The sequence below is a fragment of the Merdimmobilis hominis genome, assembly GCF_900104615.1.
GTDB lineage: Bacteria > Bacillota > Clostridia > Oscillospirales > Ruminococcaceae > Merdimmobilis > Merdimmobilis hominis.
Genome location: NZ_LT629939.1, coordinates 86,598 through 110,736, shown reverse-complemented (window position 1 = coordinate 110,736; position 24,139 = coordinate 86,598). Strand labels below are relative to the sequence as shown.

Here is a 24,139-nt window from a genome sequence, read left to right as displayed (position 1 = left end):
GGCGGGGAGCTTGTTCTCCCTATAGGAGGAAGGCGAAATCCCGCCGTGATCGATGAAAAAGGCGGACGATGAAGATGACGCGGCATGAAAAAGGGGGCGCGCCCCCACAAATACCCTGGAAACAGGCCCTGTGGAAATTGTTCGTCGGGGGCATGGCCCTCTTGGTTTTGACAGTTTCCGCTTGGGGCGACGAGATAGAATATGACATAACCGAGGAGCTGGAGGAGATTGGGGCGGAAGAGCTTTATGGCCAACTTCCAAGCGAGACCCAGCAGCTGCTGGAGGAATTCGGCATCGAGGAGATCTCCCCTGAAACCCTCTTGTCCTTGGAACCAGGAAAGTTTTTTCAGATCGGGTGGGCTTATCTCAAGGACCAGATCAAAAAGCCGGTTGCCACCATGGGGACGATCTTGGCGGCGGTACTGCTGCTCGCCTTTCTGGAGACCACCAAAACCGCCTTTTGGGATGGGGCCTTGACCCCGGTTTTTGGAACGGTGGCGGTGCTGACGGTAGCAGCGGCAGTGGCCGACCCCATTATTGGGTGCATCACCCAGGCCGCCCAGGCGGTGCGGGACTGCTCCCTCTTTTTGATCTCCTTTATCCCGGCGTTCGCCGGGGTGCTCACAGCGGGAGGGCAGCCGGTCACCGCCACCACCTACAACCTGTTCCTCTTTGGCACCTGCCAGGTGCTCAGCCGGGTGATGTCGGCGGTGATCGTCCCCTGCCTAGGGGTGTACTTGGCCTTCTGCCTGGTGGGCAGCGCCGCCCCGGAACTGCACATCACTTCAGCGGCGTCCTCCCTCAAATCCCTGGTCACTTGGGCGATGGGGCTTCTGCTCTCCATTTTTGTGGGGCTCCTCTCCATCCAAAGCGTGGTGGCCAGCGGCGCCGATTCAGTCACTGCCAAGACAGCAAAATTCCTCATCGGAAGCTTTATTCCAGTGGTGGGGGGAGCTCTTTCCGACGCGTATTTAGCGGCACAAGGGTGTATCCGGCTACTCAAGACCACCTTGGGGGGCTTCGGCATTTTAGTCGCCGCGGTGACCTTCCTGCCAGTGCTTCTGAAAACCACTGCCTGGTACCTGATGGTTCACCTGGCGTCGCTGGCGGGGGACCTTCTGGGGACACGGCAGCTCTCCACCGTGCTGCGGGCCTGCGCGTCGGTCCTGGGGCTTTTGATCGCCATTGTGTTTTGTTTTGCGCTGCTGGTGATCATCTCCACATCCATCATGCTGGTAATGGGGGGTACATAATGGACGGTATACGGGAATGGGGCTATTCCCTTTGTGCGGCGGCTATCGCCTGCGGGATGATACAAGTTCTCATCCCCAATGCGGGGGCTGGCCGGGTGATGCGGATGACAGTGAGTGTCTTTTTCCTCTGTTGCCTCTTTTCTCCCCTGGTGTTGCGCGTCCCAGAACTGGCGGAAATCCCTCAGTCCACCGCCCAGGCTAAAGCCGACGAGATCGCCAGGCGGCTGGCCGAGGGGCAGGAGGAACGGGCTATTGGCAGGGCACAGGAGGATTTGCGCCGAGAGGCGCGGGATTCTTTGGAGGAAATCGGGATTTTTCCCAGCAAAATTCAGATAACCATACATGCTGTGGACAAAAGCCGCATAGAAATTAGTGAACTCATCCTGGTGCTCCAGGAGAGCGACCGGGAACGGGAAGGGGAGGCTGTCCAGCGGATCAAGGATCTGTTGGGCGAGGCCCCGGACATTCAATACGAAAGGAATGAGGCGAATGAACCTGAAGGGGATGAAGGAACGCCTGAGCCCTTTGTGGCAGGGGGATAAAAAGACTAAACTAATTGTATTCGCCGGCCTGCTGGGTATGGCCTTGATCCTCTTTTCCAGCTTTTTTGAGAAGGAGCCAGCGGCAAAGGCGCCGGGTGGCGAGTGGAACAGCGAACAATACCAGGCCATGCTGGAGCAGCGCCTACTGGAGACGGTGAGCAGCGTAGAAGGGGTGGGCAAGGCCAAGGTGATGATCACCCTGGAGAGCGGAGTAGAGTACGTATACGCCCAGGCCGAAAAGAAAAACACTGACAGCACCAAGGACTACGATGGCACCGATACCAAGCGGGTGCAGGAAAAGGACCAGACAGAACAAAGCTATATCCTGGTGGACAGCGGCAGCGGCAAGCGGGAAGCCCTCCTCAAAACCGAAAAACAACCCAAAGTTAAGGGGGTTGTGGTGGTCTGTGAAGGGGCGGGGAACATCGTGGTGGAACAGCGGGTATTAAACGTGGTCACCACCTCCCTGGATATCCCCAGCAACAAGGTGTGCGTCACCAAGCTGAAATAACAACCGGATTTTTAGCGGGAGAACCCGCCATCAATCAATATACGCAAAACAGCATAGGAGGAAACGGGAATGAATATGATCGTTGGCAAAAGACAGATAATTTTAATGGCGCTGGTGCTCGGGCTTGGGATTGCAGTGTATCTCAATTGGATTTACGCGGACGGTGGCAACGACTTTGTCCTCACCGGCAAAATGAGTGAAACCAAAAATTACGGCGACGCCCAGTATGTGGAATCCCCCTTGGATATCGGCGATGGGGAAGCCTACTTCGCCGAGGCGAAGATCACCCGAACCAAATCCAGGGATGAAGCGGTGGAAACCTTGAAGACCATGCTCTCCGACTCCACTTTGGACGCCGACCAGAAAGCTGAACTCGCCCTGCAGGCAGCGGAGCTGGCCAAATCCATTGAGACCGAAGGCAAGATTGAAAATCTGGTCAAATCCAAAGGCTTCAGCGAGTGCATGGTCTATTACGACACCGAGCGGGTGGACGTGATTGTGAAGACAAACGGCCTCCTCTCCAACGAAGCCGCCCAGATCAAAGACATCATTGTGCGGGAAACCGGCGTCGATGATAAAAATATTTCAATTGTGGAAATCAACTAGTTGTGTACCGAGAAAAATATGGTATAATAACAACAAGGCCGTCGGCGCGCCTTTTGGTGTAAAAGAAGCGTCTTTCACACCGGGCAGCCTTCCACAAAATAGGCGATTCTACCACAGCCGCCTGCGACCGTGGTAGAATTGTTTTGTTGTATGGAACCGGTGGGCTTCCCCCGCTGAACAGGGGGCCACCGGCCAAGGCCCCGCGGAATCGCCGCGGATTTTTACTACACAAGGAGGGCGAACCTATGCAGAACAACGAATCCAGGCAGCCTGTGGGCAGTTTGCGGATCTCGAAGGATGTCATCGCCACAATTACCAGCTTTGCCACCAAGGAGATTGCCGGCGTCGCCGATCTGGCTCCTTTTACAACCAACATCAAAGGCTGGCTGATGAAAAAACAGACCGCAAAATCCATTGTCATCGACCTGAACGACGACGTCGCCGTCATCGACATCCACGTCATCCTCAAATACGGCTACAAAATCCCCGAGGTGTCTGAGAAGATTCAGGCCGCCGTCAAAGAGGCGGTGCAGAATATGACCGGAATCGCGGTTTCCAAAGTGAACATCCAGGTGGCTGGCATCGCCTTTGACGAACCCAAGGCGGAGGCCGCCCCCATTGAGGCAGCCGAGGAGGAATAACTTCCCGGCAGTTCGCCTTTGCAGGTGAATCTATGGCCCTGTTTGGGCTGTTTTGTCTCGCCAAACGCGGGCTGGAAAAATGCAACCCTCCTGCGGGGCGGGAGGGTCTGTTTTTTTGCCCATGACGTATCAATTATTTGCAGCGGAGGCCAAAAAGGATGAAAAGAAGTGAAGCCCGGGAACAAGCGTTTACCCTGATTTTTGAGCGGTCCTTCCGGGAGGAGCCCATCGAGGAGATGATCGCCCAGGCCACCGAAGGCCGGCAGATTGAGGTGGACGAATTCGCCCGCCGCCTGGCCGCCTTGGCTTTTGAGCGGCTGGACGCCATCGACCAGGTGATCCAGAAATACTCCATCAAATGGAACATCAACCGGCTGCCCAAGGTGACCCTGGCGATCCTGCGGCTGGCCATCTGTGAGATCGACGGGATGGAGGACATCCCGGTGAGCGTGACCATCAACGAGGCGGTGGAGCTGGCCAAAAAATTTGCCAGCGAGGACGATGCGTCCTTTATCAACGGCCTTTTGGGCGCTTACGTCCACAGCAAAGAACAAGGCGAGGGTGAGGAGTAAGGCGCATGCCATACTATCTAGGTATCGATACCAGCAATTACACCACCTCGGCGGCGCTGTACAACAGCGGCACAAATGAAATCCGGCAGAAGAAACAGCTTTTGCCGGTCAAGGACGGCGCGTTGGGCTTAAGGCAGAGCGACGCCGTTTTTAGTCATGTCAAGCAATTGGCTCCCTTGCTGGAAGAGCTGCTCGACCAAGCCTACCCCATCTGCGGGGTGGGGGTTTCCACACGTCCACGGGATCAGGAGGGCTCTTACATGCCCTGCTTTCTTGTGGGCGATGTTGTTGCATCTTCGGTTGCCGCGGCACTGGGGGTCCCCAAATACCCGGTTTCCCACCAGGCGGGCCATGTGATGGCGGCCCTTTATTCCACCGGGCAGATCCCCTTATACCGGGAGCCGTTTATCGCTTTCCATCTCTCCGGCGGAACCACCGACTGTCTCCTGTGCCAGCCGGATGAGACCTACACCCTGGGCATCACCCTTTTAGCCACCTCCTCTGATTTGAAAGCTGGGCAGGCGGTGGACCGGGTGGGCGGCATGCTGGGGCTTCCGTTCCCGGCGGGCCCCGCACTGGAACAGTTGGCCCTCGCCTCCACAAAAGTATATAAGATCAAGCCGCCCTTCCAGGGGGACAACCCCTCCATCTCCGGGCTGGAAAACAAATGCCAGAAGATGCTGCGGGACGGGGAAGCCCCCTGCGACATCGCCCGGTATTGCCTGGATTACATCCGGGCAGTGGTGGCTAAAATGACCGAAAATGCCCTGCGCAGCCAAGGGGATTTGCCTTTGATCTACGCTGGCGGTGTGATGTCCAATTCCATCATCCGGGAGGACATCTCCAAGCGGTACGGCGGCCAGTTTGCCCAGCCGGCCTTTTCGGCGGACAACGCGGCCGGGGTCTCGGTCCTGGCAGCCATACGGGATGGTGCGTTATGAATCAAAACATGTTGACGGTATCCCAGCTCAACCGGTATGTCAAATCCCTTCTGGAAGAAAATCCTTTGCTCCAGGAAGTTTACGTCAAGGGGGAAGTCTCCAACTTTGTGCGCCACTTGAAATCTGGGCACTGCTATTTCACCCTCAAGGACCGGGATGCGGCGGTGAAGTGTGTCATGTTTAAAGGCAACGCCCAGTTTTTGCGCTTCACCCCGGAGGACGGCCTTTCGGTGCTGGTGCGGGGCTCGGTTTCCCTCTATGAGCGGGACGGCAGTTTCCAGCTCTATGTCACCGACATGCAGCCGGAGGGGATTGGCGCCCTGGCCTTGGCCTATGAGCAGCTCAAACGCCGCTTGGAAGCGGAAGGGCTCTTCGACCCCGGCCACAAACGGCCCATTCCCGCTTTCCCCGCGCGGATCGGGGTGGTGACCNCGACCAGAAAGCTGAACTCGCCCTGCAGGCAGCGGAGCTGGCCAAATCCATTGAGACCGAAGGCAAGATTGAAAATCTGGTCAAATCCAAAGGCTTCAGCGAGTGCATGGTCTATTACGACACCGAGCGGGTGGACGTGATTGTGAAGACAAACGGCCTCCTCTCCAACGAAGCCGCCCAGATCAAAGACATCATTGTGCGGGAAACCGGCGTCGATGATAAAAATATTTCAATTGTGGAAATCAACTAGTTGTGTACCGAGAAAAATATGGTATAATAACAACAAGGCCGTCGGCGCGCCTTTTGGTGTAAAAGAAGCGTCTTTCACACCGGGCAGCCTTCCACAAAATAGGCGATTCTACCACAGCCGCCTGCGACCGTGGTAGAATTGTTTTGTTGTATGGAACCGGTGGGCTTCCCCCGCTGAACAGGGGGCCACCGGCCAAGGCCCCGCGGAATCGCCGCGGATTTTTACTACACAAGGAGGGCGAACCTATGCAGAACAACGAATCCAGGCAGCCTGTGGGCAGTTTGCGGATCTCGAAGGATGTCATCGCCACAATTACCAGCTTTGCCACCAAGGAGATTGCCGGCGTCGCCGATCTGGCTCCTTTTACAACCAACATCAAAGGCTGGCTGATGAAAAAACAGACCGCAAAATCCATTGTCATCGACCTGAACGACGACGTCGCCGTCATCGACATCCACGTCATCCTCAAATACGGCTACAAAATCCCCGAGGTGTCTGAGAAGATTCAGGCCGCCGTCAAAGAGGCGGTGCAGAATATGACCGGAATCGCGGTTTCCAAAGTGAACATCCAGGTGGCTGGCATCGCCTTTGACGAACCCAAGGCGGAGGCCGCCCCCATTGAGGCAGCCGAGGAGGAATAACTTCCCGGCAGTTCGCCTTTGCAGGTGAATCTATGGCCCTGTTTGGGCTGTTTTGTCTCGCCAAACGCGGGCTGGAAAAATGCAACCCTCCTGCGGGGCGGGAGGGTCTGTTTTTTTGCCCATGACGTATCAATTATTTGCAGCGGAGGCCAAAAAGGATGAAAAGAAGTGAAGCCCGGGAACAAGCGTTTACCCTGATTTTTGAGCGGTCCTTCCGGGAGGAGCCCATCGAGGAGATGATCGCCCAGGCCACCGAAGGCCGGCAGATTGAGGTGGACGAATTCGCCCGCCGCCTGGCCGCCTTGGCTTTTGAGCGGCTGGACGCCATCGACCAGGTGATCCAGAAATACTCCATCAAATGGAACATCAACCGGCTGCCCAAGGTGACCCTGGCGATCCTGCGGCTGGCCATCTGTGAGATCGACGGGATGGAGGACATCCCGGTGAGCGTGACCATCAACGAGGCGGTGGAGCTGGCCAAAAAATTTGCCAGCGAGGACGATGCGTCCTTTATCAACGGCCTTTTGGGCGCTTACGTCCACAGCAAAGAACAAGGCGAGGGTGAGGAGTAAGGCGCATGCCATACTATCTAGGTATCGATACCAGCAATTACACCACCTCGGCGGCGCTGTACAACAGCGGCACAAATGAAATCCGGCAGAAGAAACAGCTTTTGCCGGTCAAGGACGGCGCGTTGGGCTTAAGGCAGAGCGACGCCGTTTTTAGTCATGTCAAGCAATTGGCTCCCTTGCTGGAAGAGCTGCTCGACCAAGCCTACCCCATCTGCGGGGTGGGGGTTTCCACACGTCCACGGGATCAGGAGGGCTCTTACATGCCCTGCTTTCTTGTGGGCGATGTTGTTGCATCTTCGGTTGCCGCGGCACTGGGGGTCCCCAAATACCCGGTTTCCCACCAGGCGGGCCATGTGATGGCGGCCCTTTATTCCACCGGGCAGATCCCCTTATACCGGGAGCCGTTTATCGCTTTCCATCTCTCCGGCGGAACCACCGACTGTCTCCTGTGCCAGCCGGATGAGACCTACACCCTGGGCATCACCCTTTTAGCCACCTCCTCTGATTTGAAAGCTGGGCAGGCGGTGGACCGGGTGGGCGGCATGCTGGGGCTTCCGTTCCCGGCGGGCCCCGCACTGGAACAGTTGGCCCTCGCCTCCACAAAAGTATATAAGATCAAGCCGCCCTTCCAGGGGGACAACCCCTCCATCTCCGGGCTGGAAAACAAATGCCAGAAGATGCTGCGGGACGGGGAAGCCCCCTGCGACATCGCCCGGTATTGCCTGGATTACATCCGGGCAGTGGTGGCTAAAATGACCGAAAATGCCCTGCGCAGCCAAGGGGATTTGCCTTTGATCTACGCTGGCGGTGTGATGTCCAATTCCATCATCCGGGAGGACATCTCCAAGCGGTACGGCGGCCAGTTTGCCCAGCCGGCCTTTTCGGCGGACAACGCGGCCGGGGTCTCGGTCCTGGCAGCCATACGGGATGGTGCGTTATGAATCAAAACATGTTGACGGTATCCCAGCTCAACCGGTATGTCAAATCCCTTCTGGAAGAAAATCCTTTGCTCCAGGAAGTTTACGTCAAGGGGGAAGTCTCCAACTTTGTGCGCCACTTGAAATCTGGGCACTGCTATTTCACCCTCAAGGACCGGGATGCGGCGGTGAAGTGTGTCATGTTTAAAGGCAACGCCCAGTTTTTGCGCTTCACCCCGGAGGACGGCCTTTCGGTGCTGGTGCGGGGCTCGGTTTCCCTCTATGAGCGGGACGGCAGTTTCCAGCTCTATGTCACCGACATGCAGCCGGAGGGGATTGGCGCCCTGGCCTTGGCCTATGAGCAGCTCAAACGCCGCTTGGAAGCGGAAGGGCTCTTCGACCCCGGCCACAAACGGCCCATTCCCGCTTTCCCCGCGCGGATCGGGGTGGTGACCTCTCTGTCCGGGGCGGCCCTTAAAGACATTGTCAACGTCCTCTCCCGCCGGTACCCCATCGGTACCCTAGTGGTGGCCGATGCGGTGGTCCAGGGGAGGGAGGCGGCGCCCTCCATTGTGGCGGGAATCCGGGAGATGAACCGGCAAAGGGCCTGTGACGTCCTCATTGTAGGGCGGGGAGGCGGCTCTCTGGAAGACCTCTGGGCATTCAACGAGGAGGCGGTGGTTCGGGCGGTGTATGAATCCGCCATCCCGGTGATTTCGGCAGTGGGCCATGAGGTGGACTTCGCCCTCTGTGACTTTGCCGCGGATCTGCGGGCCCCCACCCCATCGGCGGCGGCAGAGCTGGCTTCCCCAAGTGTCGAACAGCTGATTTTGCAGCAAACGGCGCTGAAAAGCGCTTTGTATAGATATACTATAGATGGGTTGGAGGCTAGGCAGAGCCGCTTTGGACTGCTTCTGGAGGAATTTTCCCGGGTCTCCCCTGAAAAAACCTTGGAACAAAATAGACAAGAGCTGAAAAATTTGGTAGAATTAGCAATGGAATCCACCGGAAAAAAGCTGGATGACATGCAGCGGGATCTGCATAAATATGCTGCTCTTTTGGATTCCTACAGCCCCTTGAAGGTCGTAGCCCGGGGGTATTCCATCACCTTGAAAGATGGAGACATCCTGCGTGACCCGGGGGAAGCATCCCCGGGGGATATTATCACCACCAAATTGGCAGGCGGTGAACTGGCCTCCCAGGTGCTGGCCAAAAAAGGAGAAATCCCATCATGAAAAAGAATTTGAGTTACGAAGCGGCCATGGCCCGTTTGGAGGAGATTGTCGCCCGATTGGGGGAGGGCACCGCCACACTGGACGAGACCTTAAAGCTCTTCCAGGAGGGAACCGAGCTGGCCGCATTCTGCGATAAAAAGCTGACCGATGCCAAATTGAAGATCGAGCAGCTGTCCGAGCCGAAACAACCGGCGAAGGAGAGGGAAGATGACTAGGTTTGAAGAAACAAAGGCAGACTATAAACGGTTGGTGGAGGGGTACTTGGAGACCTCTCTGCCCAGTGCAGACTGCATCCAGCACAGCGTCTTGGACGCTATGCAGTACAGCCTGCTGGCGGGTGGGAAGCGGCTTCGGGCTATACTGGTGCTGGAGTTTTGCCGCCTCTGCGGCGGAAAGCCTGAGGCAGCGCTCCCCTTTGCTGCGGCACTGGAGATGATCCACGCCTATTCCTTGATCCACGATGACCTGCCTTGTATGGACGACGACGACCTGCGGCGGGGGAAACCCTCCTGCCATATCGCCTATGGGGAAGCAATTGCCCTCCTGGCTGGGGACGGCCTGTTGACCTATGCTTTTGAAACCGCTTCCCGGCCCATTTTGGAACTTCCCCCCCAGCGGCAGCTGAGGGCGGTTCAGGAGCTTTCCAAAGCCGCTGGAACCTATGGGATGATCGGCGGCCAGGTGGTGGATATTGAACATGAAGATACCTCCATCGACCGGGAGACTTTGGCCCTCCTCCACAAAATGAAAACCGGCGCGCTGATCCGTGCGGCAGCCCGTCTTGGCTGCATTGCAGCAGGGGCATCCCCAGAGCAGGAGGAAGCTGCCGATCGGTACGCTCAGAACCTGGGCCTCGCCTTTCAAATCACCGATGACATTCTGGATGCTGTGGGGGATGAAGCCCTGCTGGGCAAACCCGTCGGCAGCGATGCAGATAATCATAAAACCACCTATGTGACCCTTCTCGGGCTGGAAGGCGCCAAGCAGGAGGCTTTGCGGATCACCGAGGCGGCCAAATCCGCCCTGTTGGGGCTGGATTGGGACTGCGGTTTCTTGTGCTCCTTGGCGGATTCCCTGGCAGTTCGCCAATTTTAATGGAAAAAGGGAAATGGTGAACCATGGAAACACTACGATTTCTGACCAGCAATTACCTGATTGACGTGGCCTTTGTCGCTTGGCTGTCCGCCCAAGTGCTCAAGACCTTGCTCTACTATCTGGACACCAATACCTTCCGGGCGGAACGGCTGGTGGGCTCCGGCGGGATGCCCAGCGCCCATTCGGCCCTCGTCTGTTCCATTGCGGTGGGGATGTCCCGTAAGATGGGGTTTGCCTCCCCGGAATTCGCCTTAGCCCTCACCTTGGCCGGCATCGTGATGTACGATGCCATGGGGGTGCGCCGGGCGGCAGGGGAGCAGGCCAAAGTCCTCAACAAAATGATCTTCAGCTTCAAACTATTTGGGGAAGATTTTTGGAAGGATTTCAACCTGGATCAGGAGTTAACCGATTCGGATCTGGAGGAACCCGAACCCAAAGAACTCAAGGAATTCCTGGGGCACACCCCGCTGGAAGTGCTGGGCGGAGCACTGTTGGGCATTTTGGTGGCAGTGCTGATCCCTGTATTTTAATTTTGCAAGCAAGGAGGATGGGGTTTGTGAAGCCAACTTCAGTGCTGGATACCATCCATCAGCCAAGTGACATCAAAAAGTTAACGCCTCAGGAGCTTCCGGCCCTTTGCCGGGAGATCCGGCGGGAACTGGTTTCCACTTTGTCACGGACCGGAGGGCATCTGGCATCCAACCTGGGCACCGTGGAATTGACTGTGGCCCTCCACCGGGTGTTTGAGAGTCCCCATGACCAGATCGTTTGGGATGTGGGGCATCAAAGCTATACCCACAAATTGCTCACCGGCCGGCGGGACCGGTTCTCCACCCTGCGGCAGGAAGGGGGCCTCTCCGGGTTCCCCAAACACCAGGAAAGCGAACACGACGCCTTTTTGGCCGGCCATTCCAGCACCTCCATCTCCGCAGCTTATGGACTGGTGACCGCCAAGCGGCTCCAAGGGGACGATGGCCATGTGGTGGCGGTGATCGGCGACGGCGCCTTTACCAGCGGATTGGCCTATGAGGGGATGAACAACGCCGGCCGGAGCCGGGACAACCTGATCATCGTCCTCAACGACAACGAGATGTCCATCTCCAAAAATGTGGGGGCCCTGGCCAAATACCTGGCGGTGATTCGATCCAAGCCGGAGTATTTTAAGGTGAAGGACTTCACCGAATCCACCCTGAAAAAAATCCCAGTGGTGGGGGAGAAGCTGCGGGATTCCATCTCCGCCTCCAAATCCGCATTCAAACAGCTCTTATACCACAGCAACTTTTTTGAGGATTTCGGCTACGTATACCTGGGACCGGTCAACGGCCATGACGTGGATAGCCTTTGTGAGGTGCTAGAGCGGGCAAAATCCCTTCATATGCCGGTGCTGGTACATATTGAGACCACCAAGGGCAAGGGATATTCCCCGGCAGAGCGCAATCCCGGCGCTTTCCACGGGGTTTCTAAATTCGAGATCAAAACCGGGGAACCTCTCAAAAAGGGAGGGGAGAACTTCTCCTCGGTGTTTGGCAGGGAGCTCACCTGCCTGGCCCGGGAAGACAAACGCATCTGCGCCATCACCGCCGCTATGCAGGATGGCACTGGCCTGGACGGCTTTGCCCAGGAGTTCCGCCCCCAAGGACGGTTCTTTGACGTGGGCATTGCCGAATCCCATGCGGTCACCTTCTCCTGCGGCCTTGCAGCCAACGGCATGCTTCCGGTGTTTGCGGTGTACTCCACCTTTCTACAGAGGAGTTATGACCAGGTTCTCCACGACGCTTCCATCGAACAAAAACACATTGTTTTGGCGGTGGACCGGGCTGGCATCGTCGGGGACGACGGGGAGACACACCAAGGGGTGTTTGACGTCGCCATGCTGTCATCCATCCCCGGGATCATTATTTACTCCCCGGCTAGCTTTCGGCAGCTGACCCGCTGCCTGAGATCTGCCCTCTATGAGGATGCCGGAGTGGTGGCTGTCCGGTATCCCCGCGGCGGAGAACCCGCTTTCCCGCCGGGATACCCAGATCAGGGTGGGGATTACAGCTATTACGGTGGCGGGGAGACCCTCATTGTCACCTATGGACGTTTGTCAGCTGAGGCCGCCCAGGCGGTGGAGCTGTTAAAAGGGCAGGGGAAGAAGGTTTCCCTGCTGGCGCTGACTAAGATTTTCCCCCTCTCGGAGGAGGTACTCGCCCTTGTCAGCAGCCATCAAGAGGTGTTATTTGTAGAAGAAGGCATCCGCTCCGGCTCCATTGGGGAGCACCTTGCTTCCCGCCTTGTGGAGCGGGGCTACCGCGGCAAATTTACGCTGCGGGCCATTGAAAATCAATTTGTACCCCAAGCGTCTATCCCCAGCGCACTGCACAGCCTGGGACTGGATGCCCAGGGGATCGCCAATACCATCATAGGAGAATCGCTGTGAAAAAGAGGTTGGACATCGCGCTGGTGGAACAGGGATTGGTCCCCAGCCGGGAACGGGCCAAAAGCATCATCATGGCCGGGCAGGTTTATGTCAACGGCCAGAAATCCGACAAAGCCGGAACCGATGTTTCGGCGGAGGACACCATTGAAATCCGCGGGGAAACCCTCAAATACGTTAGCCGGGGCGGTTTAAAGCTGGAAAAGGCTATGGCCCAGTTCCATTTGGATCTGACCGGCAAAATCTGCTGCGATATTGGGGCCTCCACTGGGGGCTTTTCCGACTGCATGCTGCAAAATGGCGCAGTAAAGGTCTATGCCATCGACGTGGGTTACGGCCAGCTGGCCTGGACGCTGCGCAACGATCCCCGGGTGGTCAACCTGGAACGGACCAACATCCGCTATGTCACCGAAGAACAGGTGCCCGACCCCATCGATTTCATCTCCATCGATGTCTCATTTATCTCCCTGACCCTGGTCCTGCCGGTGGCCTGCCGCCTCCTCAAAGACGGTGCATGCTTGGTCTGCCTGGTCAAGCCCCAGTTTGAAGCGGGCAAAGGGAAAGTGGGCAAAAAAGGGGTGGTCAAGGAGCCGGAAATCCACCTGGAGGTCATCCAAAAGGTGGTGGGATTTGCAGAGGAAAATGGCTTCTGCACAGTGGCGCTGGACTTTTCCCCCATCAAAGGGCCGGAAGGCAACATCGAATACCTCCTCTGCCTGCAAAAAGGGGAGGGGGAAAACCGGGTGACCCAAGAGGTGATGGAGGTGGTGGTAGCCGCATCCCACCGGGAGCTGGAAAGCGGGAGGAAGTAGTGATGACCATTTTCATCGTCCCCAATCTGCTGAAAGAGCATGCGGCGGACTGCACCTGCCAGGTGGCCAATATCCTTCGGGACTGCGGCTGCACCGCCCTTCTCCCCCAGGAGCTGGAACCGGAGTTCCCGGGGGTTTCTGCCATTTTTGGCCCCTCGGCGGAGCTGATGCACCAATGTGACATGGTCCTTGCCATCGGCGGGGATGGCAGCATCATCCATGCGGCGATGCTGACCCTTCCTGCATCCAAGCCCGTTTTGGGGATCAATGTAGGCCGGTTTGGGTTTTTAGCACAGCTGGAGTCCAGTGAGCTCCACCGCCTTCCGGAAATTCTTTCCGGCAGCTACCAAGTGGAACAGCGGATGCTCCTCAAAGCGGAGGTGACAGGGCCCAACCGACCGGCGGAACAGTACTACGCCCTGAACGATGTGGTGATCTCCCGCCCTACCTTGGCCAAAATTGTAGACATTGACATCTCCTGCAACGGCAAAACAGTGATCAGCTACCGGGCGGATGGGGTGATCTTTTCCACTCCCACCGGCTCTACAGCCTATGCCCTTTCCGCGGGCGGGGCGATCATTGACCCGGTGCTGGACAGCATCTCCATGACCCCCATCTGCCCCCACTCCCTGTTTGACCGGTCCATCTTGTTTGCGCCGGACAAACGGATTACCGCCCAGTCCCGCCAGGTGAACAATGAGGCGGAGATCCATGTGGCAGTGGATGGGGAGAATGTGGCTGTCCTCAAAACCGAGGACCGGTTGGTCATCACCGGAGGGGATGTGTATGTTCCCTTTGTCTCCCTTCCCGACAAGGATTTTTATGAGATATTAAACCAAAAGCTGATGTTTAGGGGGTAACAGGATGAAAGCCAAGCGACATGCCAAGATATTGGAGCTGATTGAAAGCTACGCCATCGACACCCAGGAGGAACTGCAAAACCGCTTGCAGGAATGTGGATTCAAGGTGACCCAGGCCACCGTTTCCCGGGACATCAAGGAACTGCGGCTGATCAAGACCCAATCCCCTGACGGGCGGTACCATTATGCCGTCAACGCCAAAGAGGGCACAGTGGACATGTCCCTCAAATTTCACACCATCTTCACCGAATCGGTGATCAAGGTGGACTGCGCCGGCCATATGGTGGTGGTCAAATGTTACACCGGCTTGGCAAATGCCGCTTGTGCCGCCCTGGATTCCATCCACTGGAACGGAGTGGTGGGAACCTTGGCAGGGGACGACACTATTTTTATCCTGATGCGCAACAGCGAAAACGCCGAAGAGTTTGTCGCCCAGCTCTCCCAGCTTTTGGAAAAGTAGGTGATTCTGTATGCTTGCACAGCTGTACATTCGCAACGTTGCGGTGATCCAAGAGGCTTCCATTGACCTAGCCAAAGGGCTCAATGTGTTCACCGGCGAAACCGGTGCGGGCAAAAGCGTCCTGATCCATTCCATCAACGCGGTGCTGGGGGAGCGTACCTCCAAGGATATCATCCGGACCGGGGAGAAAAAGGCCCTGGTTTCCGCTCTGTTCACCGGCCTCCCACCCCGGGTTTTAGCTCTGGCGGAGGAGTTGGGATTTCCGCTGGAGGACGGGGAATTGCTCCTCTCCCGGGAGATCGGGCTGGACGGCAAAAGCAGCTGTAAAATCGGAGGACGCCCTGCTACAGCGGCCTTGCTGCGGGAGTTGGGGGGAAGCCTCATCAACATCCATGGCCAGCAGGATACCCACCAGCTGATGGCAGCGGACAAACACATCGGCTTTGTGGATGGGTTCGGCCTCTTGAATGGCCAGTTGCGGGAATACCAGGGCGTTTACCGGGAACTCTGTCAAGTGCGGGAAGAACTCTCCTCCAGCAACCTGGACGAGGCGGAAAAGGCCCGGCGGATCGATCTGCTCCAATACCAGATTGGGGAGATTGAAGAGGCTGGCCTCCGCTTGGGGGAGGAAGAGGAGCTGGACAGCCGGAAACGGATCATTAAAAACGCCCAGAAGATCTCCGATTCCCTGGCGCGGGTGTACAGCATCCTCACCGGGGAGGATGGGGAAGGGCTTCTTGAACTCCTAGACCAGGTAATCGGCGGCCTTGGGGAAGCGGGTGCCTACCTGGACGGCTTTGGGGAATTTTCGGGCCGCGCTCAGGAAATGCGCTACGAACTGGAAGAGTACGCTGCCTCTGCACGGGATGCCCTGGAGGAGATGGAGTACAATCCCCAGGAACTGGACGCCATCGAGCAGCGGCTGGACACCCTATACCGGCTGAAGAAAAAGTACGGCTCTACAGTGGAAGAAATTTTGGCCTTTCAGCAGAAGGCCAGCGGGGAACTGGAGGGAATCACCCTTTCCGAGGAGCGCACCGCCCAGCTGGAGGCCCAAAAACAGGCGTTGGAGGCCAAGGCCAAATCCCTGGCGGACGAGTTGACCAAAGCCCGCCTTAAAGCCGCTGGACGCCTCTGCCAGGAAGTCCGGGGGGAGTTGATCCAACTGGATATGCCCAGTGTCACCCTGACTTTTTCGCATCGGGAAAAGGCACTTGGACCCATGGGGCAGGACGATCTGGAGCTGCTGATTTCCACCAACCCCGGGGAGCCGCCTAAGCCGTTGGCGAAAATCGCCTCTGGCGGCGAGATTTCCCGGGTAATGCTGGCCATCAAAAATGTCATGGCCAGCGAAGATGAGGTTGGCACCCTGATCTTCGATGAGGTGGACACCGGCGTCTCTGGCCGGGCAGCTCAAAAAATTGGGCGCAAGCTCAAGCAGGTGGCAGAACACCGCCAGGTGATCTGTGTGACCCATTTGGCCCAGGTGGCCGCCTATGGAGATCATCACCTTCTCATTCAAAAAGAGGTGAGAGGCGACCGCACCTACACCAACGTTTTGCCCCTCACCCAGCGGCAGCGGGTGGAGGAACTGGCCCGGATCATCGGCGGGGAGAACATCACCGAAATCTCCCTGCAAAACGCCCGGGAGATGCTGACCCTCGCCAGCGGGGAGAAACGCCCCCTTGACAAATAAAAAAACCTGCATTATACTATCTTTCAACGGCAATGAAAAGAACAAGTAGCCTGTATCCCGCCTCTTCAGAGAGCTTTTGGCCGGTGGAAAAAAGCGTGGCGCAGCAGTGTGAATACCTCTTTGAGCCGCCGTCTGAACCCTTTTTGTAGGCAGTAGGATCTGGCCGGGTACGCCCGTTATCGCGAACCGGTATCCCAAGGTTTGGGGCACTGGGTGAGGCTCCGCACAGCGATGGCGGGGTGAATTAGAGGTGGTACCGCGTTTTACACGCCCTCTATTGGGTTCAGCCCAATGGAGGGCTTTTTTGTCGCCTTTTTGCGCTGAACTCCGGATGCAGAATTGGAAAAGGAGAAATGAAACTATGACAGTCTACGAAGAACTCCAGCGCCGCGGGCTCATCGCCCAGGTCACCGACGAAGAGGTCGTCAAGGAATTGATCGACAACGGAAAAGCCACCTTTTACATCGGTTTTGACCCCACCGCCGACAGCCTCCATGTGGGCCACTTTATGGCCCTGTGCCTGATGAAACGGCTCCAGATGGCGGGCAACCGGCCCATCGCCCTCATCGGCGGCGGAACCGGCATGGTAGGCGACCCCTCCGGCCGCACCGACATGCGCCAGATGATGACCCCTGAAACCATCCAGCACAACTGCGGCTGCTTTAAAAAGCAGATGAGCCGGTTCATTGATTTCTCGGAAGGCAAAGCCCTGATGGTCAACAACGCCGATTGGTTGATGGAATTGAACTATGTGGAGCTGCTGCGTGAAGTGGGCGCCTGCTTCTCGGTCAACAACATGCTGCGGGCTGAGTGCTACAAGCAGCGGATGGAGAAGGGCCTCTCCTTCCTGGAATTCAACTACATGATCATGCAGGCCTATGACTTCTATGCGCTGTTCCAGAAATATGGCTGCAACCTTCAGTTCGGCGGCAATGACCAGTGGTCCAACATGCTGGCGGGCACCGAGCTGATCCGCAAAAAGCTTGGCAAGGATGCCAGCGCCATGACCATCACCCTGCTGCTCAATTCCGAGGGCAAGAAGATGGGCAAAACCCAGTCCGGCGCTGTGTGGCTCGACCCCAACAAGACCTCCCCCTACGACTTCTTCCAGTACTGGCGCAATGTGGATGATGCCGACGTCATCAACTGCATGAAACTGCTGACCTTCATCCCCATTGAGGAAATTGAGGCCATGGAAAATTGGGAGGGCAGCCAGCTCAATACCGCCAAGGAGATGCTGGCCTTTGAGCTGACCAAGATGGTCCACGGGGAAGAAGAGGCGAAAAAAGCCCTGGATGCGGCCAAAGCCCTGTTCGTCGGAGGCGGTAGCAGTGAAAACATGCCCTCCACTGCCATTGCCGAGGAGGACCTTACCGACGGCAAAATTGGTGTGCTGGATCTGCTGGTGAAAACCGGCCTCGCCCCCTCCAAAGGGGAGGCCCGCCGGCTGGTGCAGCAGGGCGGTATCTCGGTGGATGATGAGAAGGTGACTGACATCGCTGCGGCGGTGGAAAAGGGACAGTTTGAGAAGGGCCATGTCATCCTAAAAAAGGGTAAAAAGGTGTTCCATAAAGTCCTTTTGGGTTGATTTTTGACCCAGCAAAGGGAAAAGGAGCGGGAATTCCCGCTCCTTTTTTGTGTAAGGCAGAAGGGATGCCCCCTCATTTATGAGAAGAATCCATCTCGAAGGCAGGTATCTCCCCCTGTGAGAAATGCCCCCAAAGGGTGCTATTGGCGATGGATTGGATTAAACCAACCGAATCGCCGGGGAGCTTTGTCCAGCATGGCAGCGTCTGCTCAAGCCGGCAGCGCTTGGCCATCAGCCCTCGATGGTGCAGTTCCTCAGTTTGATCTGGCGGAAAGCTGCGTACTCTTGTGCAAGGGCATTCAATTTCTTCCGCTCTTGTGAAGACATCGGCTCAAAAAGCACCATTGAGACATCCAGTTTGTCTTTGAGCGTCTTAGTTCTCCAGATGCCGGCGACCCGCCCCCCTTTGAGGATGACGCCGGGGTTGGCAACGGTTTTCCAGACCTCTTTTTGCAGGGATTTACCCTCCAACAGGATGCCCCGGTCCCGAATATCCAGGTAGGGGTCGTGAGGCCCCAGAAGAAGGAGCTGGTCCTCATCCGGCTGGGAACAAGCCAATATTTTTTCCTCTGTTGCTAAAAGAAAGCAGGTCTTGCCCTCCGCCGAGACCGGGGCCAGTTCGTCTGCGATGGTATCCCACAGGCGGCGAGCCTGCTTCTGGGAACAACCTAGCCAGCTGGCAAAGGAGTTCAAGGTGGCTGGGCCGTAGGCGCGCAGGAATTTGCGAACCAACTCCTTTTCCCCATCCGGCAGGGGAAGAGGAGGGCGCCCAACCCAGTTTTGATAGGAGGTAAAGGTGGGGTGAATGCCTTCCCGCCGGCCGAACACCACAAGGGAGGAGAAAGAGCAGGGCCGCAGCAGGAAGGAGACAACGGCCCCTCCCACGGTCTGTTTTCCCGGGCTGCCGTACATGGAAGGCGCCCGCCAAAGGGCCTGTTTCTCCTGGGGGAGGCCCGGCTCTATAAGGCCAGCCAGGGTGCGGTCCAACTCCTCTTTGCTTTTGACGGTGTGGGTATCCAGGTACCCAATGACCTCTTTGAGCCGCCCCAACAGGTCGTCAAAGGGCATTTCCAGGTAGTCAAGGGCCCCTGAGATGCCCAGAGTGTACACCCAGGGATCTTCCCCATTCTGGGCGATGAGCGGGGTGAGGAACACCTCGCTTTGCCCAGTGGGGAACACCACAGGGGCGCCCCGGAAGCTCCAAGCTTGCAGCAGGCTTTTCTCCTGGTATAGGGCGTCCCATAAACGGGGCAGAGTACAGCCTTCCAGACGGTTCATCATGGCGGTTTCCCATGCGCCGGGGGGCGAGTTCTGCATGCCACAGGCACCTGCCGCCTCGACGACCGCCCCGGCCGGGAGCTTTTGATCCAGGTGATGGGCCCGCAGGCGGAAGCCTCGGATTTGTTTTGCTGTAACGTCCATATGGTCACCTATGTCTTTCCATGCTGTACTTGTTTCTTGTGCTGTAAAAAACGCCCACGCAGCGAGGCGGGAAAGGAAATCCAAGCGAGTATCCACCGCTATTATAGCTAATTTTACTGCAAAAAGCAAAGCTCCCTAGCCTGTGGTTTTCTCACAGACAGGGGAGCTTTAAAGGGCCGTGGGCTCCTGATACCGAGGGTTATTTCTCGGTAATGGGTTTGGCTTTTTCCTTTGTGGTTTTCGCCTTGCCCTGAATCTCCGGCACCGGAGGGACGTCATTTTTCGGGATGTGGGTCTTGTGGTTGCTTTCTGTCCCGTGGGGTTCCTTGGGATCTGGGCGGCGCATACCTGCCTTTGCCATGGGTATTCCCTCCTTTACACGTCACCGCGTTTGATCGACTGTTTTTTTGCGTTTTTATTCTGGTTTTGGTTCTCCCGGGTCAGCGGGGTCTGCCCATTGCATTTTTTCAGGCGGACCTCTTTTTTATCGGGTTGGCTGTCCTTCGGCATACAATCACCTCAGGATTAGAATTCCCGTCCGAGAACCGGAATTGCAGTGGTAATTTCTGCAAAAAAATATTCAATTAGAATCAAAAGGGGAGTCTCCCGCCTTTTATCCACGGGACTGCTAGAACTGTAGCAGGCTCTCCATTCCATAGAGGCCTGCTGGGCAGCCCTGCAGATACAACATGGCCCGGATGGCTCCACGGGCAAAAATTTCCCGGGAAAGGGCGGTGTGCTGAATGCTGAGTGCTTCCCCTTGCCCGCTGAAGAGAACAGTATGTTCCCCCGCAAAGCTGCCGCCCCGCAGGGAGTGGACGCCGATTTCCCCCGGCTGCCGCTGGGAGTCTCCCTCCCGGCCGTAGACCGGCGAAAGGGAGGCGCCAAGCCCGGCGTTGGCTGCATCCATCAGCACTTTTGCAGTGCCGCTGGGGGCGTCGGCCTTTCCCCGGTGGTGCAGTTCCAGCAATTCTATATCAAAGTCTGCCCCCAGTGCCCGGGAAGTCTCCTCCACCAGATGGGCCATCAGTGCCACGGGGAGGGAGAAGTTGGCCGCCCGGAAAATGGGGATGGTTTTCGATGCTAAGGCGACCTCCTCCACCTGAGAAGGGGAGAGGCCTGTGGTGCCTAACACCACAGGAATTCCATGGCCGGTGGCGAACTCCAGCATGGGAGAAAGGCCCGCCGGGCTGGAAAAATCCAAAATGCCGTCGGCGTTGGGCGGGCATCGTTCCCAGTTGGAATACACCGGGAACTCCTCCGAATGGTATGGGGCGGGGTCTACCCCTGCGGCGATGCGGCAGTCGTCCCGCTGTTCAATGAGGGATTCCAGCATCCGGCCCATCCGGCCTGCACAGCCGGAGAGAATCAGGTGTTTCATGCGGCCATCTCCTTTCCTACAACAGCCCCAGGTTGAGAAGTACCCGGGAAAGGCGCTCCCGGGTCTCAGGGGAGGCATCCACCAATGGAAGCCGGCAGGGTCCCGCCTCGTGGCCGGTGAGCTCCATAGCGGCCTTCACTGGGATGGGGTTCACCTCAGAGAACAGCGCTTGGATGAGGGGCAGGAAGTCCAGTTGGAGCTGGAGACTCCCCATCAAATCCCCATCGAAAAACCGTTGGCAGAGCTGGTGCACCTCCCCGGGGATCAGGTTGGAGAGAACCGAAATAACCCCTTTGCCCCCCAGGGACAGGATGGGCACCACCTGGTCGTCGTTGCCGGAGTAGAGGATGAGGTCATCCCCGCAGAGGTAGGCGGTCTCCGCGATCTGGGAGATGTCCCCGCTTGCCTCCTTTACCGCTACGATGTTGGGGTGTTTGCAAAGCTCTTGATAGGTTTTAGGCTGGATGTTAAGGCCGGTGCGGGAGGGGACATTATATAAAATCACCGGGAGTTTCGACCGGTCGGCCAAGGTGTTGAAATGGCGGATGAGCCCCAGCTGAGTGGTTTTATTGTAGTAGGGGGTCACCAGTAAGAGGGCGTCGGCCCCGATATCCTGGGCAATGTAGATCATCTCCAGGGAATGGGCGGTGTCGTTGCTTCCCGCCCCGGCGATGATGGGCACCCGGCCCTCGGCAGCGTCTACAGCTGTGGAGAGAAGGTCAGCGTATTCCCGAGGAGCGAGGGTAGCGGATTCCCCGGTGGTTCCCGCCACAACCAATGCGTCGATGCCGTGGGATACCTGTTCCTCCACCAAGAGGCGGAAAGCGGATAGATTCAAGCTTTTGTCTGGGTTCATGGGGGTGATGAGGGCGGTGGCCGCCCCGGAGAAGGGGATGGATTTCATAGGCGATTCCTCCTGTGCTGTGTTAAGAGAGATACCCCTGGCTGGCCAGCAGCTCCGCCAGGAGAATCCCGCCGCCTGCCGCGCCCCGCAGGGTATTGTGGGAGAGGCAGATAAATTTATAATCGTACTGGGAATCCTCCCGCAGCCGGCCCAGCGAAACTGCCATGCCGTTCTCCAAGTCCCGGTCCAGGCGGGTCTGGGGCCGGTCCAGCTCCGGAAAATACCGCAGGAATTGTTTGGGCGCGCTGGGCAGGCCCAGCTGCTGGGGCAGGCCCTGGAACCCCTCCCAACGGGCGAGGATTTCCTCCCGGTCCGGCTTGTGGTCAAAGGAGACAAACACCGCTGCCAGATGGCCGTCGCTCACCGGAACCCGCAGGCACTGGGTGGTGATGAACGGGGAAGGGAGGGGGAGGATTTCCCCGTGGAGCAGGTTCCCCCAGATTTTTAAGGGTTCCCGTTCGCTTTTTTCCTCCTCCCCGGGGATGAAAGGGATCACATTGTCCGCCATCTGGGGCCAACCCTCCAACGTCTTACCCGCACCGGAGACCGCCTGGCAGGTACAGGCCAGCGCCCGGTTGATTCCAAATTCCCACAGAGGGTGCAGGGCGGGCACATAGCTTTGGATGGAACAGTTGGACTTGACTGCGATAAATCCCCGGCGGGTGCGCAGCCGCCGCCTTTGGCTGGGAATTACCGCCAGGTGGCCGGGGTTGACCTCTGGGATGACCATGGGGACGTCTGGCAGAGCCCGGCAGGCGGAGTTGTTGGAGATCACCGGGCACTCCAACCGGGCGTAGTCCTCTTCCAGTTCTCGGGTGGAGGCTTTGTCAAGATCCACTGCGCAGAAGATGAAGTCCACCAGGCCGGCCATCTTCCGGCGGTCTGCGACGGCATCCAGCACCGTCATCCCCGCAGCTTTCTGGGGGATCGGCCTGGCCATAGCCCACCGCCCTTTCACTGCCTCCCCATAAAGTTTCCCTGCGCTTTTTGGGGAAGCTGCCACTGCGGCAAGGCGAAACCAAGGATGGCCGTCCAGCAGGGAGACAAACCGCTGTCCCACCATGCCGGTGGCGCCAACCACCCCGACGCGAAAGCATTTCATAAGCGCCCTCCTTCCTGAAAACAGGCATCGGCTACAAATTATTGGTTGAAACGCTGGGCATCTTGCAATATAATAGAGGTTAGCTGCAAAGCAGCTGCTCACCTTGAAGGATATGAGCGCCAATTTGCGGGTATTCCTTAGAAATGAGGGAATTCCTGTCCAAATTGGCGGGACAACAACCATAGAATGAAGGAATTGTCATGAAAAAATCGGATTTTAATTTCGACCTGCCTGAAGAGCTCATCGCCCAGACCCCCATTGAGCCTCGGGACCATTCCCGAATGCTGGTTCTGGATAAAAACACCGGCTCCTTGGAGCATAAGCACTTTTACGACATTGTGGACTACCTCCGCCAAGGGGACATGCTGGTGCTCAACAACAGCCGGGTTCTGCCTGCCCGCCTGTATGGCTATCGGGAAGGCACCGGCGGAAAGATGGAATTCCTCCTCCTTAACCAGCGAGGTAACGATGTCTGGGAAGTGATGGTCAAGCCCGGCAAAAAAGCGAAAAACGGGGTGCGGTTTGTCTTTGGAGACGGCCTGCTGACAGCGGAGATCGTCGGGGAGGCCGAAGAGGGCAACCGCCTGGCCAAGTTTTATTACCAGGGGAATATTTATAACGTCCTGGACCAGATTGGCCAGATGCCCCTGCCTCACTACATCACCCACGAGCTGGAGGACAAGGAGCGGTACCAGACGGTCTACTCCAAGGATGTAGGCTCCGCTGCCGCCCCCACTGCCGGGCTCCACTTTACCCCGGAACTGCTGGACAAGCTTCGGGAAAAAGGGGTGAAGATCGGGTTCGTCACCCTCCATGTGGGCCTTGGCACCTTTCGGCCGGTAAAAACCGAGGAAATCACCGACCACAAGATGCACTCGGAACACTACTGGATGCCGGCGGACACCGCTGCTATGATCAATGAAACCAAGGCAGCTGGCGGACGGGTCATCTGTGTGGGGACCACCAGCTGCCGCACGGTGGAGTCGGTGGCCACCAAACTGGGCCGCATCGAGGAGTGTGAGGACGACACCAGCATCTTCATCTACCCCGGATACCAGTTTAAGGTGCTGGATGGGCTGATCACCAACTTCCACCTGCCGGAAAGCACCCTGATCATGTTGGTCTCCGCTTTGGCCGGCCGGGAAAGCATCCTCCATGCCTATGAGGTCGCGGTCCGGGAAAAATACCGGTTCTACAGCTTTGGCGACGCTATGTTCATCGCCGACACCGCCAAATAAACACCCATCAACCGCCTTTAGGGGCGTGCTGAAAGGACGAATTTCCATT

29 protein-coding genes and 1 other annotated feature are annotated in these 24,139 nt (G+C 57.4%); of the genes, 23 read left to right on the top strand and 6 right to left on the bottom strand.

The window, feature by feature from the left end; all coding sequences use genetic code 11:
* The first annotated feature begins 74 nt into the window (after positions 1 to 74).
* The 22 genes from BQ5353_RS00585 (at position 75) to tyrS (ending at position 18,043) form a co-directional block, all read left to right on the top strand.
* Complete coding sequence (locus BQ5353_RS00585; RefSeq protein WP_071427089.1) at positions 75 to 1,253, top strand: stage III sporulation protein AE; 1,179 nt, start codon at positions 75 to 77, stop codon at positions 1,251 to 1,253.
* On the top strand, positions 1,253 to 1,795 hold the full coding sequence (locus BQ5353_RS00580) for a stage III sporulation protein AF (protein ID WP_054331193.1): 543 nt from the start codon (positions 1,253 to 1,255) through the stop codon (positions 1,793 to 1,795). The genes BQ5353_RS00585 and BQ5353_RS00580 overlap by 1 nt, the downstream gene beginning before the upstream one ends.
* Positions 1,743 to 2,306: a hypothetical protein gene (locus BQ5353_RS00575; protein ID WP_054331194.1), complete on the top strand. Its 564-nt coding sequence runs from the start codon at positions 1,743 to 1,745 to the stop codon at positions 2,304 to 2,306. The genes BQ5353_RS00580 and BQ5353_RS00575 overlap by 53 nt, the downstream gene beginning before the upstream one ends.
* A 69-nt stretch (positions 2,307 to 2,375) precedes the next feature.
* Positions 2,376 to 2,912, top strand: coding sequence for a SpoIIIAH-like family protein (locus tag BQ5353_RS00570; RefSeq protein WP_054331195.1), 537 nt, complete (start codon positions 2,376 to 2,378; stop codon positions 2,910 to 2,912).
* A 245-nt stretch (positions 2,913 to 3,157) separates the two neighbouring features.
* Positions 3,158 to 3,553, top strand: a complete 396-nt coding sequence (locus tag BQ5353_RS00565; protein ID WP_054331196.1) for an Asp23/Gls24 family envelope stress response protein — start codon at positions 3,158 to 3,160, stop codon at positions 3,551 to 3,553.
* A 158-nt stretch (positions 3,554 to 3,711) separates the two neighbouring features.
* Entirely contained in the window at positions 3,712 to 4,125 is a 414-nt protein-coding gene (gene nusB / locus BQ5353_RS00560) for a transcription antitermination factor NusB (protein WP_071427087.1), read from the top strand.
* Between the two features lie 5 nt (positions 4,126 to 4,130).
* A complete protein-coding gene (locus tag BQ5353_RS00555; RefSeq protein ID WP_071427086.1) occupies positions 4,131 to 5,066 on the top strand; it encodes a tRNA (adenosine(37)-N6)-threonylcarbamoyltransferase complex transferase subunit TsaD in 936 nt (311 codons plus the stop codon).
* Entirely contained in the window at positions 5,063 to 5,638 is a 576-nt protein-coding gene (gene xseA, locus BQ5353_RS00550; RefSeq protein ID WP_071427088.1) for an exodeoxyribonuclease VII large subunit, read from the top strand. Before BQ5353_RS00555 ends, xseA (BQ5353_RS00550) begins: the two co-directional genes overlap by 4 nt.
* Positions 5,536 to 5,748, top strand: a complete 213-nt coding sequence (locus BQ5353_RS13145; protein ID WP_083386294.1) for a SpoIIIAH-like family protein — start codon at positions 5,536 to 5,538, stop codon at positions 5,746 to 5,748. Before xseA (BQ5353_RS00550) ends, BQ5353_RS13145 begins: the two co-directional genes overlap by 103 nt.
* A gap of 245 nt (positions 5,749 to 5,993) precedes the next feature.
* Positions 5,994 to 6,389 carry an Asp23/Gls24 family envelope stress response protein gene (locus BQ5353_RS00545; protein ID WP_054331196.1) on the top strand — a complete coding sequence of 132 codons (396 nt, stop codon included), beginning with the start codon at positions 5,994 to 5,996 and terminating at the stop codon, positions 6,387 to 6,389.
* A 158-nt stretch (positions 6,390 to 6,547) separates the two neighbouring features.
* Entirely contained in the window at positions 6,548 to 6,961 is a 414-nt protein-coding gene (gene nusB / locus BQ5353_RS00540; RefSeq protein WP_071427087.1) for a transcription antitermination factor NusB, read from the top strand.
* Between the two features lie 5 nt (positions 6,962 to 6,966).
* Positions 6,967 to 7,902 carry a tRNA (adenosine(37)-N6)-threonylcarbamoyltransferase complex transferase subunit TsaD gene (locus tag BQ5353_RS00535; protein WP_071427086.1) on the top strand — a complete coding sequence of 312 codons (936 nt, stop codon included), beginning with the start codon at positions 6,967 to 6,969 and terminating at the stop codon, positions 7,900 to 7,902.
* On the top strand, positions 7,899 to 9,113 hold the full coding sequence (xseA, locus tag BQ5353_RS00530) for an exodeoxyribonuclease VII large subunit (protein ID WP_071427085.1): 1,215 nt from the start codon (positions 7,899 to 7,901) through the stop codon (positions 9,111 to 9,113). The genes BQ5353_RS00535 and xseA (BQ5353_RS00530) overlap by 4 nt, the downstream gene beginning before the upstream one ends.
* A complete protein-coding gene (gene xseB, locus BQ5353_RS00525; protein WP_054331201.1) occupies positions 9,110 to 9,328 on the top strand; it encodes an exodeoxyribonuclease VII small subunit in 219 nt (72 codons plus the stop codon). The genes xseA (BQ5353_RS00530) and xseB overlap by 4 nt, the downstream gene beginning before the upstream one ends.
* On the top strand, positions 9,321 to 10,208 hold the full coding sequence (locus BQ5353_RS00520; protein ID WP_054331202.1) for a polyprenyl synthetase family protein: 888 nt from the start codon (positions 9,321 to 9,323) through the stop codon (positions 10,206 to 10,208). The genes xseB and BQ5353_RS00520 overlap by 8 nt, the downstream gene beginning before the upstream one ends.
* 23 nt (positions 10,209 to 10,231) lie before the next feature.
* Complete coding sequence (locus tag BQ5353_RS00515) at positions 10,232 to 10,738, top strand: divergent PAP2 family protein (protein WP_071427084.1); 507 nt, start codon at positions 10,232 to 10,234, stop codon at positions 10,736 to 10,738.
* A 26-nt stretch (positions 10,739 to 10,764) separates the two neighbouring features.
* Positions 10,765 to 12,630 (top strand): 1-deoxy-D-xylulose-5-phosphate synthase, encoded by a 1,866-nt coding sequence (dxs, locus tag BQ5353_RS00510; protein WP_407657149.1) that lies wholly within the window; start codon positions 10,765 to 10,767, stop codon positions 12,628 to 12,630.
* Positions 12,627 to 13,439: a TlyA family RNA methyltransferase gene (locus BQ5353_RS00505; protein WP_082398533.1), complete on the top strand. Its 813-nt coding sequence runs from the start codon at positions 12,627 to 12,629 to the stop codon at positions 13,437 to 13,439. Before dxs ends, BQ5353_RS00505 begins: the two co-directional genes overlap by 4 nt.
* 2 nt (positions 13,440 to 13,441) lie before the next feature.
* Entirely contained in the window at positions 13,442 to 14,299 is an 858-nt protein-coding gene (locus tag BQ5353_RS00500) for an NAD(+)/NADH kinase (protein ID WP_054331205.1), read from the top strand.
* Between the two features lie 4 nt (positions 14,300 to 14,303).
* A complete protein-coding gene (locus BQ5353_RS00495) occupies positions 14,304 to 14,759 on the top strand; it encodes an arginine repressor (protein ID WP_054331206.1) in 456 nt (151 codons plus the stop codon).
* A gap of 10 nt (positions 14,760 to 14,769) precedes the next feature.
* Positions 14,770 to 16,455, top strand: coding sequence for a DNA repair protein RecN (gene recN / locus BQ5353_RS00490; RefSeq protein WP_071427083.1), 1,686 nt, complete (start codon positions 14,770 to 14,772; stop codon positions 16,453 to 16,455).
* 23 nt (positions 16,456 to 16,478) lie between these two features.
* Positions 16,479 to 16,733: a binding site (T-box leader), on the top strand.
* Positions 16,734 to 16,816: 83 nt separating this feature from the next.
* On the top strand, positions 16,817 to 18,043 hold the full coding sequence (gene tyrS, locus BQ5353_RS00485) for a tyrosine--tRNA ligase (protein WP_054331207.1): 1,227 nt from the start codon (positions 16,817 to 16,819) through the stop codon (positions 18,041 to 18,043).
* Between the two features lie 231 nt (positions 18,044 to 18,274).
* On the opposite strand, the gene BQ5353_RS00480 is transcribed toward tyrS, so the two are convergent.
* The 6 genes from BQ5353_RS00480 to asd all read right to left on the bottom strand — a co-directional run bounded on the left by BQ5353_RS00480 (position 18,275) and on the right by asd (position 22,852).
* Positions 18,275 to 19,465 carry a winged helix DNA-binding domain-containing protein gene (locus BQ5353_RS00480; protein WP_071427082.1) on the bottom strand — a complete coding sequence of 397 codons (1,191 nt, stop codon included), beginning with the start codon at positions 19,463 to 19,465 and terminating at the stop codon, positions 18,275 to 18,277.
* Between the two features lie 199 nt (positions 19,466 to 19,664).
* Entirely contained in the window at positions 19,665 to 19,826 is a 162-nt protein-coding gene (locus BQ5353_RS13140; RefSeq protein WP_162838187.1) for a hypothetical protein, read from the bottom strand.
* A 14-nt stretch (positions 19,827 to 19,840) separates the two neighbouring features.
* Complete coding sequence (locus tag BQ5353_RS13355) at positions 19,841 to 19,975, bottom strand: hypothetical protein (RefSeq protein WP_267888270.1); 135 nt, start codon at positions 19,973 to 19,975, stop codon at positions 19,841 to 19,843.
* A gap of 118 nt (positions 19,976 to 20,093) precedes the next feature.
* Positions 20,094 to 20,846 (bottom strand): 4-hydroxy-tetrahydrodipicolinate reductase, encoded by a 753-nt coding sequence (gene dapB, locus BQ5353_RS00475; protein ID WP_054331208.1) that lies wholly within the window; start codon positions 20,844 to 20,846, stop codon positions 20,094 to 20,096.
* A 16-nt stretch (positions 20,847 to 20,862) separates the two neighbouring features.
* On the bottom strand, positions 20,863 to 21,750 hold the full coding sequence (gene dapA, locus BQ5353_RS00470; RefSeq protein ID WP_054331209.1) for a 4-hydroxy-tetrahydrodipicolinate synthase: 888 nt from the start codon (positions 21,748 to 21,750) through the stop codon (positions 20,863 to 20,865).
* Positions 21,751 to 21,772: 22 nt separating this feature from the next.
* A complete protein-coding gene (gene asd, locus BQ5353_RS00465) occupies positions 21,773 to 22,852 on the bottom strand; it encodes an aspartate-semialdehyde dehydrogenase (protein WP_071427081.1) in 1,080 nt (359 codons plus the stop codon).
* A 200-nt stretch (positions 22,853 to 23,052) separates the two neighbouring features.
* Here asd and queA point away from each other — a divergent pair, with 200 nt between their 5' ends.
* Complete coding sequence (gene queA / locus BQ5353_RS00460) at positions 23,053 to 24,090, top strand: tRNA preQ1(34) S-adenosylmethionine ribosyltransferase-isomerase QueA (protein WP_054331210.1); 1,038 nt, start codon at positions 23,053 to 23,055, stop codon at positions 24,088 to 24,090.
* Positions 24,091 to 24,139: the final 49 nt, after the last annotated feature.

Excerpts from the sequence above, each read along its gene's own strand:
- BQ5353_RS00515 (WP_071427084.1), top strand. The coding sequence starts at position 10,232 with ATGGAAACACTACGATTTCTGACCAGCAATTACCTGATTGACGTGGCC.
- BQ5353_RS00565 (WP_054331196.1), top strand. The coding sequence starts at position 3,158 with ATGCAGAACAACGAATCCAGGCAGCCTGTGGGCAGTTTGCGGATCTCG.
- asd (WP_071427081.1), bottom strand. The coding sequence starts at position 22,852 with ATGAAATGCTTTCGCGTCGGGGTGGTTGGCGCCACCGGCATGGTGGGA.
- nusB (WP_071427087.1), top strand. The coding sequence starts at position 3,712 with ATGAAAAGAAGTGAAGCCCGGGAACAAGCGTTTACCCTGATTTTTGAG.
- dapB (WP_054331208.1), bottom strand. The coding sequence starts at position 20,846 with ATGAAACACCTGATTCTCTCCGGCTGTGCAGGCCGGATGGGCCGGATG.
- BQ5353_RS13355 (WP_267888270.1), bottom strand. The coding sequence starts at position 19,975 with ATGCCGAAGGACAGCCAACCCGATAAAAAAGAGGTCCGCCTGAAAAAA.
- BQ5353_RS00545 (WP_054331196.1), top strand. The coding sequence starts at position 5,994 with ATGCAGAACAACGAATCCAGGCAGCCTGTGGGCAGTTTGCGGATCTCG.
- BQ5353_RS00570 (WP_054331195.1), top strand. The coding sequence starts at position 2,376 with ATGAATATGATCGTTGGCAAAAGACAGATAATTTTAATGGCGCTGGTG.
- BQ5353_RS13140 (WP_162838187.1), bottom strand. The coding sequence starts at position 19,826 with ATGGCAAAGGCAGGTATGCGCCGCCCAGATCCCAAGGAACCCCACGGG.
- BQ5353_RS00580 (WP_054331193.1), top strand. The coding sequence starts at position 1,253 with ATGGACGGTATACGGGAATGGGGCTATTCCCTTTGTGCGGCGGCTATC.
- BQ5353_RS00575 (WP_054331194.1), top strand. The coding sequence starts at position 1,743 with ATGAACCTGAAGGGGATGAAGGAACGCCTGAGCCCTTTGTGGCAGGGG.
- dapA (WP_054331209.1), bottom strand. The coding sequence starts at position 21,750 with ATGAAATCCATCCCCTTCTCCGGGGCGGCCACCGCCCTCATCACCCCC.
- nusB (WP_071427087.1), top strand. The coding sequence starts at position 6,548 with ATGAAAAGAAGTGAAGCCCGGGAACAAGCGTTTACCCTGATTTTTGAG.
- xseB (WP_054331201.1), top strand. The coding sequence starts at position 9,110 with ATGAAAAAGAATTTGAGTTACGAAGCGGCCATGGCCCGTTTGGAGGAG.
- queA (WP_054331210.1), top strand. The coding sequence starts at position 23,053 with ATGAAAAAATCGGATTTTAATTTCGACCTGCCTGAAGAGCTCATCGCC.
- BQ5353_RS00520 (WP_054331202.1), top strand. The coding sequence starts at position 9,321 with ATGACTAGGTTTGAAGAAACAAAGGCAGACTATAAACGGTTGGTGGAG.
- BQ5353_RS00480 (WP_071427082.1), bottom strand. The coding sequence starts at position 19,465 with ATGGACGTTACAGCAAAACAAATCCGAGGCTTCCGCCTGCGGGCCCAT.
- xseA (WP_071427085.1), top strand. The coding sequence starts at position 7,899 with ATGAATCAAAACATGTTGACGGTATCCCAGCTCAACCGGTATGTCAAA.
- tyrS (WP_054331207.1), top strand. The coding sequence starts at position 16,817 with ATGACAGTCTACGAAGAACTCCAGCGCCGCGGGCTCATCGCCCAGGTC.
- BQ5353_RS00535 (WP_071427086.1), top strand. The coding sequence starts at position 6,967 with ATGCCATACTATCTAGGTATCGATACCAGCAATTACACCACCTCGGCG.
- BQ5353_RS00555 (WP_071427086.1), top strand. The coding sequence starts at position 4,131 with ATGCCATACTATCTAGGTATCGATACCAGCAATTACACCACCTCGGCG.
- BQ5353_RS00585 (WP_071427089.1), top strand. The coding sequence starts at position 75 with ATGACGCGGCATGAAAAAGGGGGCGCGCCCCCACAAATACCCTGGAAA.
- BQ5353_RS00495 (WP_054331206.1), top strand. The coding sequence starts at position 14,304 with ATGAAAGCCAAGCGACATGCCAAGATATTGGAGCTGATTGAAAGCTAC.
- recN (WP_071427083.1), top strand. The coding sequence starts at position 14,770 with ATGCTTGCACAGCTGTACATTCGCAACGTTGCGGTGATCCAAGAGGCT.
- BQ5353_RS00500 (WP_054331205.1), top strand. The coding sequence starts at position 13,442 with ATGACCATTTTCATCGTCCCCAATCTGCTGAAAGAGCATGCGGCGGAC.